A 10355-nucleotide genomic window follows, 5' to 3' on the forward strand; every position below is an offset into this window, starting at 1 on the left:
GGGGCGGAAGCCTACGGCTTGCCCCTTCGGGGCTCGGCCCTGACGGGCCGTCAGGTCCGGGTGGCGCCTGGCGGCGCCACGGAGGGTAGGTGCACCCCCGGCTACGCCGGGGGTGAGAGTGGCTTAGGAGAATTCCCCTACGGGGAATTCGTGGGCGGGTTTCGGCGCCTGCGGCGCCTCCCTATTCGGGGTTTTCCGGGCCTGCGGCCCGGGCGAGGCGTTGACGATGTGACGTGAAATTCGGGTAGTGGCCCATCCTTCCGGCACCGGCCTGCGGCCGGGCAGCGTTGACGATGTGACGCGGAATTCGGGTAGCAGGGCCCTCCCCTTGCCCTTCCTGGCCTGTGGCGGGCCGTCGGGGCCGTTCTGGGGGCGCCTGCGGCGCCTTCCGGGCCTGCGGCCCGGGCGGGGGCGTTGACGATGTGACGTGAAATTCGGGTAGCGGCCCCTCTCCTGACGGAGAGGCGGTTTCCTGGTATCCGGCCCGGATGGGTTCTGTATTTGGCTGACTGGTGGGGTGGCGGGGGTCGCCGGGCATTTTCAGGCCCCGCCTGGTGTAATGACCGTAGATTCTTTGACTCCTGTCATTTGTGACGGTTCGTAATCTCTGGCACCTTGTCGTGTGCACGGTAATGGTTTGGACCAATCGCCTCTCTCGCCGTTTCGGACCCTTGGGGTCATGGCGGTTGTTGATCTTGGAAGGGCGGGGAATGACGCTCTGTAATCACCCTTGGGCTAGTGGTCTAGTCCAATCCGGCGATTGGTCTAGACAAATGTGGTGGATCTGGGGCCCAGTGGTCGCGTTTCCGGCCTGCGACCGGCCCCGGGGAACCGCCCAAATCCACCCATACGGCCCCGCCATGCCTTTGCAGCTGGCTGAATCCAGGGGGCCTGGCGGCCCTTTTCGGCGCCCTTTTCTAGCCTTTTCAGTTGACTGAATGGGCGTTCTCCAGTGCCTTTTCAGTTAGCCGAATGGGCAATGTTTGACGCCTTTTCAGTTGGCTGAATCGGCATGTTTTCTGGGCGCCCGTCGGCGTCCGGCTCCCGGGCCGCGTTGACGATATGGCGTGAAATTCTGGTAGCGGCCCGTCCGGTCCCGGCCGGGCCCGTTGACGATGTGACGCGGATTTCGGGTACTGGCCCCTTAGGCCCGGTTCCGGGACGGGCGCGGGAAAGGGCCCCGGCCGGGGTCGGCCGGGGCCCTTCTGAGGCCTTCTCAGGCCACGGACTTCAGGTGCTTGGGCTGCTGCGGGATTCCCCCGGTGCGGCGCGCCTCGGAGGCGGCCCTGTGCCATTCCTGGAGTGCTTCGGCGGTGTACTCCGTGCCGTTCTCCCCGGGCGCCCCGTCGGGGAACGGGACCAGGTCTTTGGTCTTGGACTTGAGCGTTTTGGCACCGTTGTAGGTGGTCGGGATGATGCCCTTCTCGCAGGCCTGGCGGACGGTGTACGTGACGGGCTGCTGCCACCGGTCGGCCGGATCGGCCGGCGCCTGGGCGACGGGCTGCGCGGGCGCCTGCGGCGCCGCCGGGGACGGGGTTGCGGCCGGGGTAACCGGGCCGGTTGCGAAACCCCCCGCAACCTGGTCTGAGCTGGGCGTACCCCACACCACCGTGTCATCGCGCAGCGAGGTTGCGCCCATGAGTTCCGAGCCCGGCAGGAACGACGAGACGGCCGCCTCGGCCTCGGCCTTCTCCAGCCCGGCCGCCGTGATCCAGGGGGCCATCTCGCCCCGGTCGAACCACTCCGGCGCCTGCGGGCAGGCGTCCAGATATCCGGCCACCTGCGGCGTGATGTAGGCGACCTGGAATTCCTGCACGTGCCCGCCGGTGACGCCGATGACGCCGCGTCCCTTAACCTCGGGGTCCCAGTCCGGGCGCTTGGCGTGCCCGTACGTCACGACCCATTTCGGGTCGGACGCCGGGCCGACGATGATTTTGGTTCCGACCTGGTCGCGGGTTTCGGTGTCCCCGAAAATCTCCTTCGCGAACTGGTGGGCGCCGAGCACGATCCGGTGATTACCGGTGCGGCCCTGCATCAGAATCATCTGGAACCAGGCGTGAAATGCAGGCTTGCCCTTTCCCTTGACGCCGTACATCCACCACAGGTACGCGGCTTTCATAAACGACGAGAATTCGTCGATCACCAGGACGCGGGGAATCACGGTGTGGCCGGTGTGGCGAGCCATCTGAGCCGACTTCATGGAGACGAAAAACTCGGCCATGGCCATCACGGCGGACCGCACATCGGTGTGGTTGCGCACACCCGACTTCCCGTGCGTCTCCTCCATGGAGTCGAATTTCAGGTCGATGATGTCGACCAGCCAGCCGTTCTGACGGAAATGCACGACCGGGATATAGAGAACCGTGGATTTGCCACGGCCGGTCTCTCCGGACACCCCGAAATGCGGCGTCAGGGTCTCGACGTCGATCCAGATCGGGCCGTCGTGCCCGACCCCGACCATCACCCGGTACGGGTCGGCCGACGCGATCCAGTCGACGGATCGGGGCAGCTCAGCCCGCTTTGCCGGGGGCTTGGGGTGCCGCCACACCACCCAGTGGTGATCCCCCGCCAGCTGCCAGGTGGAGCGCCACTCACCCAGCGGCACGCGGGAATTAACCAGGGAATCGAGGGTGTCCTGCTCGCCCTGCGTCCCGACGAATGTGATCGGGAGCCGCAGAATGATTTCCGCGTCCCTTTTCCGGGCGTCGCCGGGGAACAGAATCCAGTCCTCGGCCGGGGGGACGGGGGGCAGCTCCGCCTCGCCCATCAGCTGGGCAGTGGGCGCCTGAGCTGGGAGAACAGGCGCCCCGCCCGCCCCCTGCGTCAGGAAATGCATCAGGGCCGCCTGCCGGTCCTGGGCCGCGCGGGGGTCCTCCAGGCCCAGCATCGGCGCCATGGCCAGCCACAGCGCGGGCAGGTAGATCTCGTCGTCGGTCCGGTCGCGGGGACGCCACCACCCCAGCCCGTGCTCCCCGGTGACGTAGGCCATGCCCAGCGCCACGGACGCCATGTAGGCCGACAGCACCGCGCCGACGGGGTCGTGCACTCCCTGCCAGGCGAGGGCCAGCGCCCCGCACCGGGCCAGCGCCCGCCCGGCGTACGGCCACATGTGCCAGCGCCCGGCCGAGCGGACGCCGGCCGCTCCGGCGTCCCGCAGCACGAGAACTCCGTCGACCAGGTTGCGCCGCGCCCGCACGCTGGAACGCCAGGCCTGCCCGACGCGCCGGGCGACGGAGACCAGCCACTCCCCCGACCCGCCGTCCTCACGGGGCCTCAGGGCCCGTTCTGCGGCCTCCTGGAGCCACGCTGCGGCCCGCCCGCCCACCGGCCCGGCCGTCCCGGCCGGGGCGGCCGCCACGGACTTCAGCAGCGCCGCCCCGGGAGCCGGCCTGCCCTGCAGCGCCGGGTGCCACCGCCAGTCGGTACTGACCGTGCCCCGCCGCCACGTCGTCGCGTTCGAGCGGGGGCGCCCCCACAGCTCCCGGCCGGACACGAACCGCCACAGGCCACGGCCGACCCCGGTCGCCGCCCGCGCCACCTGCGTGCCCGCCCACTGCGCCAGGCGTGCGCGGTTGTGCCACAGCAGCAGCCCCGCGCCGATCACGGCCCCGGCCTCCCACAGCACGGTGGTACCGTCCGCCGTGCCGTCACCGACCTGGATCAGGCTGAATGCGATCTGATGCGTCGTCAGCTCGGCTGCGAGCATGTCCATCGTGGTCCCTCTCCTCCGTGTAGGGATCACGCGCCCCCGGCGGGCCCGGGCCATCACTCCATGGCCCGCCGGGGCGCTGCGTCATCCGGTGATCACCGCGCTACTGAGCGTCAGTGTGGGTGCGGCCCCTGACAGCCGCACCCCGGTTGTTCAGCGGGTGCCGTGCTCCGCGTGCCACGGGCACGGGTCCTCCGGCGGGCAGTTCCCGCAGCCCGGCGGGACGTTGTACCAGGCCCAGTACTCCTGCCGGACGTACGCCCGGGTACCGCCGGGGGCGTCCCACTCGATGCTGTCCGGGCCGATCGGCCCGAAGGCCTCCCCGGGGTGGGCCCGGTCGTGCTGCTGGAGCGCGTACGCGGCCCGCTCGGCCGCCTGGGCGTCCGCCTCGGTCCGGCTGCGCCACCACCGCCGGTCGGCCAGCGCCGCCGTCCGCAGGACGGCCTCCCTGCAGCTGCCCAGCTCCGGGTCCCGGGCCAGCCGGTCCAGCGCCTCCTGCTCGTGCGTCAGCAGGGGCGCGTCCCGGTACGCCTCGTCCGCGGACGGGGCGCTGAACGCGGGGTAGTGGTGCAACGTGCGGCGGGTGCTCATGGTCGCTCCTCGGTGTCGAAGTGGGGCGGCCCCGGGTCGGGGCCGCCCCGCGGTTGGGTCGGTCAGGTCCGGTCGGCGGTGCCGATCCGGCGCAGGTCGGCGGGCCGGACGCGGGGCAGGGAGCAGACCGCCTCAGCCAGCCAGCCGATCAGCCCCCTGATCTCGACGTCGTCGGGGCCGACCCAGACCACGCGGCCCCGGCCCCCGGCGTACTGGCCGGCCGTCACCTCGACCTGGTCGCCTACCTGGATGCCGCCGTGGGTGGCCATGGTGTTCTCCCTCTCGTGGTGGGTGCGGGCCGGACGGCCCGCCCCGGGATCATGCCGCCGCAGGCGCGGCGGCGGGGGTGGTTTGGAGACCTACGACCGGCGCCGGGCGGCGCGGGCCGCCTGCTGGGCGGCCTCCCGCTCGACGGCGGCGGCCTGGATGGCGGCGACCCGCCGGTCGAGCTGGGCCGTCGGCCCGCCCCGGACCGCCGCCCTGAGAACGAGAGCACCGATCCGCAGGATCTCCCCGGTGCTGTAGTGCTGGGGCTCGTGGTCGTGGCGCACGGTCAGCTCCGGGGGGTCTGGACGGGGGCGAACCCGATGCGGGCGGAGGCGGCCGGGGCGGCGGACGCCCGGACGTTGCGCAGCTCCCGCTGCACCGTGGAGCGCGGCACGTCCGCGCGGCCGGTCAGCGCGGCGACGCGGGCGTGCACCTCGGCGGGGTCGGTGATCCGGGCGGCGGCCACCTCCCGCACGGCGGCGGCGACGGACAGCGGCGCGGCCGGGGCCGCCGGGGCGCCGGGGCGGGGGGCGGAGGCCTGCGGCGACGCCGTGGCCTGCGCGGATGCGGCCGCCGGGCGGAGGCCCGCCGGATCTCCGGCGGAGGCGGAGGCGGAGGCCCGCAGCGCGGCGACCGGCGTCCAGCGCGGCGCCTCCCACGCGGAGGACTCCGCCGGGGCGGCGGCCAGCCGCTCCAGCACGGCCGCGTGCTCCTGCGGGTCGGGCACCTCCGCCAGCGCGGCCCACGCCCCGCTCAGCTGCCCGGCCGCCCGCTCCTGAGCGCGGGCCAGATCGGCACCCGCCTCGGCCATCGCGGCCATGCGAACCCGGTCGGCCCGGGTGCGGGCCCGCAGCGCGGCGCGGGCAACCGCGGATTCGTCGCGCTCCGCCTGGAGCAGCCGGCCGATCTCGGCGCGGGCCCGGGGGGACAGCTCAGTGCGCTCCCACACGGAGTGCAGCCACCAGAGGATTTTGCTGGCGAGGGGGAGCCAGCTGACGGCCAGCCACGCGGCCGTGTGGTCGGAGGTGAGCGCGTGGGCAACCTGGGCGCCCGTCGCGACCACGGCCAGCGCCCAGCCGACCGCCGTCACCCGCCAGTCGTGGTCGCCCTGGGCGGCGAGGCGCCGGTCGTAGGCCTGAGCGGCCAGCCACACGGCGTCGAGCCCCAGCCCGATCACCACGGCGAGGAACAGCGGCATCACGGCGCCCAGCCACAGGCCGACGACGGTCACGGTCAGCACGGCCGACAGCACGGTGGCGGCCACGGCCGGGGCGGCGAGCCGGGCCCGCCGCGTGGTGCGTACATTCATGGGAGCCCTCCTAGTGGGCTGTTGGGGGCCGGGCCCCGGGTGCCACCGGGGCCCGGCCTGAGGGGGTGGAACGAGGGTCAGGCGGTGGGGTCGACGGGGTGCCCGTCGCCCTGGTCGTCGTCCACCCACGGGCGGGCCGACGACGGGCGGCAGATCTCCCAGACCGCGCCGCTCGTGATCAGCGCGGTCGTCATGCAGCCGCCGACGGTGGCGAGCGACTGGTACGGGTCGGGCCAGCCGAGCCCCGTCAGCGCGTAGCCGACGATCAGGCCCAGCAGCGCGGCGGCCAGCCAGGACAGCACGACGGTGGTACGCACGCCCAGACGCCGGGGCGTACGGCGCCCGGCGCTCACAGCGCCGCCACCCGCTGCCAGCGGTCCTCAGCGATCTCCAGCGCGGTCGAGTGCAGGATCAGCAGGTCCCGCGCGGCGGCCGCACCCGCCGGGCCGGTCAGCGACGCGGCCCGCGCCGCCTCCCGGTACGCGGCCGTCTCCGCCTGCGCCCGGGCCGCCGCCGCGAGCAGCTGCGCGCGGGTCGGCCGGGGACGGGGCTGGGGCTGGGGCTGGGGCGGCACGGGGGTGCCTCCGGCGAAACTCATCGGGCACCGCCCTGCGGCCAGATGACGCTGTGGCCGGCACCGCGCTCCAGGACGGTCGGCTCGGGCGCCGGCTCCGGGGCGGGGGTCGGGTCGGGGGTCGGGTCGGGCGTGGGCCCGGGGTCGGTACGATCCATGACGGATCGCCTCCTCTGTCAGAGTCAGAGATGGGTGATCTAGGCCCTGACCAGGGGTTGCACCCCCTGGTCGGGGCCGCTCCGTTTCCGGCGCTGAATCCAATGTGACAGAAAATCGCAGTGGATACAAGTCCTCAATCCCGTACGTGTCGCCTGTATGCTCTGAGCATGGAAAACAACCCGCTCCCCGAGGAGCAGCAGGCCGCCGCACTGCGCACAGTCGCCCGCATCGGCGCCCAGCGCGCCGCCCTCCTCGCGCAGGCCGAGGAACTCGTCCCCTCCCTGCGGGAGGCCGCCGTCGCCGCCGACGCCACCGGCGCCCAGCGCGCCCGGATCTCCGCCCTCGCCCAGATCAGCCCCAACACGCTCACGGCCTGGCTGCGCGACGCGGGCGCGGACGTCCGGCCCAAGAGGACCGCGAAGACCACCCCCGGGCACCGCTCCGGCGGCACCCGTGGCGGCCACCGCAGCGGGGGCACCCGTGGCTGACCTGCCCACCCCCGAGGACATGAGCCACGCCATGCTGATCGCCGTCCTGATGGACGCCGGGGGCTCCGTCACCCTGCGCCCCGGCGCGCTGGACCCTGACGCGATCACCGGGCGGGACGGCAGTTACCACGCCGTCTCGTTCGAGCCGCAGGCCGACGGTTCGTTCCGGCTGTCCGTGCAGCCCCGGCCCGACACGCCGGGCGCGGGACTGGAGTTCCGCCCGGCTGACTAGGCATCATGCATCCAGTGCATAAACCATGCGGAGGTTGTATATGGACACGTCGACGCCCGCACTCCTGCGGCTGACCGTGGCGGCCCTGATGCACGCCACCGGCGAAACCCAGGCAGACCTAGGCGCCGGACTGCGCGTCAGCCAGGCCCAGATCAGCCGCCGCCAGTCCGGCCGCTCGGACTGGTCGCTCGCCGACCTCGACGCCCTCGCCCGGCACTACGCCCTGCGCGTCCCGGACCTGCTGCGCGGCCCCACCGAGGCCGTCCGGGCCCTGCCCCCGGCACGCCTGGCCCCGGCGGCCGGGGGGACGCAGACCACCGTCCCGGTGTGACCGGTCCGCCCGCCCGCCACCACAGGGCGTAGTCTCTGCGTCACCGATCACCCAGTGATCAGCACAGACCCCAGGAACGACGAAAGCCCCCCCGGGAACTGCCTCCACGGATTGCCGTCCGTGGAGCCCGAGAGGACTCGCCGTCGACCTCGACTCAGCTAGAGGTCTGGCACCGATGGTAGGGGACGCTCGTCCCCCGTTCCACCGGGCCCGGCCAGAGAGGCCCTGCACGTGCCCACGAATGGCGAGATCCGGCCGCGCGACTGCGCGTCCTGCCGCACCATCCACGCCGCGCTGACCGCGCACCCGAGCCCGGACACGCTCACCGTCGCCCAGGTGGCGGAGCTGTCCGGGCTCGCCCGTCGCGCCACGATCACCCACCTCGGCCACCTGGAGCAGGCCGGGCTGATCGAGGCCGACCGGCGCACCCCCACCGGCGCCACCCTCGAAGGCCGGCCTTTGCGGCCCGGCCCGAAAATCACCCCCGCGAAGTGGGCCGGGTCCGTGCAGACCCGAGACCGCGCCTGCGGGCAGCTGCTCAACGCCTACGCCGCGAACGGGTGGACCGGCTCACTCGCCGATGACGTGCTCGCCCGGATGAGCGGCATGTCCGTCCGCAACGTGAAGCGGCACCGGCCCCACCTGAAGGCGGATGGCCACCTACAGCTGACCGCTGACGTCCGAGCGGCAACCAACCGCGCCGGACGCCTCCGCCTCACGGACCACTACACGCTCCGCCCTCGGCTCGGGCTCGTGATCGACACGCCCTCCCTGCCAGCAGGGGCGGAGCACACCGAGTGGTGGTGGGCAGCGGCGGAGGATGTCGTCCAGCGCCTCCAGTGGTACTCCTCCCGCGCCTGGCAGACCCGCCCGGAGTGGGAACGCGACCGGCACCGAGGCGTGGAGGAGCTGGCCAGGGCCATGGAGCGCACGGCGGGCACCTGGACAGCCGCCGACTGGCACGCCTACCTCGGCCCCGAGCGGCCGGACGTCTCCCGGCCCCTGCCCTACCTGCGGGCGCTGATCGCGAGCCTGCCCGCCGCCCCGCCGCTGTCCAGCGGCCCGGCCGCGCTGGCCACCGGGCAGCGTCCGCTGCTGCTGATCACCTGCGACCACTGCGGCAGGGCGTTCCGCAGCGCGAGCGGCAACACCGTGTGCGGCCCCTGCCGGGAGGCGGGCGCCGCTGCCGTCTGACAACTGCGGCCCGCGCCGACCGGCGCGGGCCGCGGAGAGGAAGGATCACCATGGACGACACCAACGGGGTGCACTGTGGGGGCGTCGACTGTCACGGCCGACACCACCTCCCCGAGCCGTGGGACGAGACGCAGCGTCGGGCCCGGGAGAAGGCCGCGTGCATCGACAAGGGCCGCCGCCGCCCGGCCGGGCCCGGCCGGGCGTTCACCTCCCGCACCAACCCGGACGACCGCACCGCCGACGCGTACGGCGACGACTACGGCGGCCCCCGGCTCGACTGGTAGGCGCCGCCCCCAAACGCCCCCGCCCCGCCTCGGGGCGGGGGCGTTTGCTGTCGTGCCCCCTGTCGCGCGCCACTGTCACTGTGACGCTGTCGCGTGCTGTGACGTGGGGAAACGGCCTGGCTCCCCCGCCCCAGACCCAGACGCGACAGCGTCACAGTGACACTCGCCGGGCACCGTCACTGTGACGCTGGTCCGTGCGTCTGCCGGTCGAAGGCGCGGGCTGGCTGGCACCCTGGCCGCATGGACGAGACGCGGGCGTGCCCCGGCTGCGGGCAGCCGTTCACCGCACCGGCGGCCAGCCGCCGGGTGCACTGCCGCCGCAGCTGCCGGCAGCGGGCGTACGAAGCCCGCCGACTGCGGGCCGCCCTCGACGCGGCCGCGTCCCGGGTACTGGAGCGGGCGGCGCCGGAGCGGCCGGTCCCACCCCCGGCTGTTCCGCCGCTGGAACAGCCGGCTATCCCCGCGCCGGAACAGCCGGCTATCCCGGCGGCCGGTCGCGGCAGGCGTCCGGGGCGGACGTCGCGGGACGACGTGATCGCCCAGGCGCGCGCGCAACTGGCGGCGCGAGCCCGGGCCCAGGGCGCCGCTGAACAGCCCTCAGAGGGCCGCTGACGGGCCGCCTAGCGGTTGATGACGTCCTGGCACGCCCACCGGCCCCCGGCGCCGTCTCCCCCGGGACACGGCGGGGGTGCACGGGGGGTGCACGAGACGTCAGCTGGGCCTGTGGATAACCCGGGTGACTGTCCGTTATAACCCGTTCCGTCCTGTGGATAAGTGGGGTGCATGTGCACCAGATTGGCACTTTCAGAAAAGGGCCTCTGAGCTGCGGAAACGTCGCCCGATCCTGAAAGTGCCAATCTGGTGCACCCCCTCTGAGCTGCGGAAACAGGGGGTGCACCAGATTGGCACTTTCAGACCGTAGAGCACCAGCCATGCACCCCCCCTCCGCGCCGTAGGCGCGGCCTTCCCGGCCTGCGGCCGTCAGGCCGCGTGGCCGGGCTCCGCGCCCGGGGCTGCGGGGCCTGACGGCCCGGCGCAGCCGGGCCTCCCTGCGGGAGGCGCGGGAGGCCCGCCAGGGCCTGACGGCCCTTCTACCCAAACTATGCGTCACATCGTCAACGGTAGCTGAGCGTAGCGAAGCGGGCCCGGCCCTGACGGGCCGTCAGGCCCGTAGCGCCGTAGGCGCGCGCCCGATGGGCGCCCGCCCCCAGATCGGA

The 10355-nt window shown here is 73.4% G+C and carries 13 protein-coding genes; 5 read left to right on the plus strand and 8 right to left on the minus strand.

Going from position 1 to position 10355, the window contains the following annotated elements:
* Positions 1-1216: 1216 nt before the first annotated feature.
* The 8 genes from ACIQI7_RS38545 to ACIQI7_RS38580 all read right to left on the minus strand — a co-directional run bounded on the left by ACIQI7_RS38545 (position 1217) and on the right by ACIQI7_RS38580 (position 6608).
* Positions 1217-3712, minus strand: coding sequence for a hypothetical protein (locus ACIQI7_RS38545; RefSeq protein ID WP_401119433.1), 2496 nt, complete (start codon positions 3710-3712; stop codon positions 1217-1219).
* A gap of 150 nt (positions 3713-3862) precedes the next feature.
* Positions 3863-4300 (minus strand): hypothetical protein, encoded by a 438-nt coding sequence (locus tag ACIQI7_RS38550; RefSeq protein ID WP_401119436.1) that lies wholly within the window; start codon positions 4298-4300, stop codon positions 3863-3865.
* 62 nt (positions 4301-4362) lie between these two features.
* Positions 4363-4569, minus strand: coding sequence for a hypothetical protein (locus ACIQI7_RS38555; protein WP_401119439.1), 207 nt, complete (start codon positions 4567-4569; stop codon positions 4363-4365).
* Positions 4570-4659: 90 nt separating this feature from the next.
* Positions 4660-4851, minus strand: coding sequence for a hypothetical protein (locus tag ACIQI7_RS38560; protein ID WP_401119442.1), 192 nt, complete (start codon positions 4849-4851; stop codon positions 4660-4662).
* Positions 4852-4853: 2 nt separating this feature from the next.
* Positions 4854-5876, minus strand: a complete 1023-nt coding sequence (locus ACIQI7_RS38565) for a protein spdB (protein WP_401119445.1) — start codon at positions 5874-5876, stop codon at positions 4854-4856.
* A gap of 77 nt (positions 5877-5953) precedes the next feature.
* Positions 5954-6193 (minus strand): hypothetical protein, encoded by a 240-nt coding sequence (locus ACIQI7_RS38570; protein WP_401119449.1) that lies wholly within the window; start codon positions 6191-6193, stop codon positions 5954-5956.
* Positions 6194-6225: 32 nt separating this feature from the next.
* Positions 6226-6474, minus strand: coding sequence for a hypothetical protein (locus tag ACIQI7_RS38575; RefSeq protein ID WP_401119452.1), 249 nt, complete (start codon positions 6472-6474; stop codon positions 6226-6228).
* Positions 6471-6608 carry a hypothetical protein gene (locus ACIQI7_RS38580; protein ID WP_401119454.1) on the minus strand — a complete coding sequence of 46 codons (138 nt, stop codon included), beginning with the start codon at positions 6606-6608 and terminating at the stop codon, positions 6471-6473. Before ACIQI7_RS38580 ends, ACIQI7_RS38575 begins: the two co-directional genes overlap by 4 nt.
* Positions 6609-6776: 168 nt before the next feature.
* Between ACIQI7_RS38580 and ACIQI7_RS38585 the strand changes: the two genes are divergently transcribed.
* From ACIQI7_RS38585 to ACIQI7_RS38605, 5 genes are all read left to right on the plus strand, one after another.
* A complete protein-coding gene (locus ACIQI7_RS38585; RefSeq protein WP_401119456.1) occupies positions 6777-7097 on the plus strand; it encodes a hypothetical protein in 321 nt (106 codons plus the stop codon).
* Positions 7090-7329, plus strand: coding sequence for a pRL2-19 (locus ACIQI7_RS38590; protein ID WP_401119459.1), 240 nt, complete (start codon positions 7090-7092; stop codon positions 7327-7329). Before ACIQI7_RS38585 ends, ACIQI7_RS38590 begins: the two co-directional genes overlap by 8 nt.
* Positions 7330-7369: 40 nt before the next feature.
* A complete protein-coding gene (locus tag ACIQI7_RS38595) occupies positions 7370-7660 on the plus strand; it encodes a helix-turn-helix domain-containing protein (RefSeq protein ID WP_401119461.1) in 291 nt (96 codons plus the stop codon).
* Positions 7661-7891: 231 nt separating this feature from the next.
* On the plus strand, positions 7892-8854 hold the full coding sequence (locus tag ACIQI7_RS38600; protein WP_401119464.1) for a hypothetical protein: 963 nt from the start codon (positions 7892-7894) through the stop codon (positions 8852-8854).
* A 50-nt stretch (positions 8855-8904) separates the two neighbouring features.
* A complete protein-coding gene (locus tag ACIQI7_RS38605; protein ID WP_401119466.1) occupies positions 8905-9138 on the plus strand; it encodes a hypothetical protein in 234 nt (77 codons plus the stop codon).
* Positions 9139-10355: the final 1217 nt, after the last annotated feature.

Origin of the sequence: Kitasatospora sp. NPDC092039, assembly GCF_044756065.1 — a bacterium.
In the GTDB taxonomy this organism is placed as follows: Bacteria; Actinomycetota; Actinomycetes; order Streptomycetales; family Streptomycetaceae; genus Kitasatospora.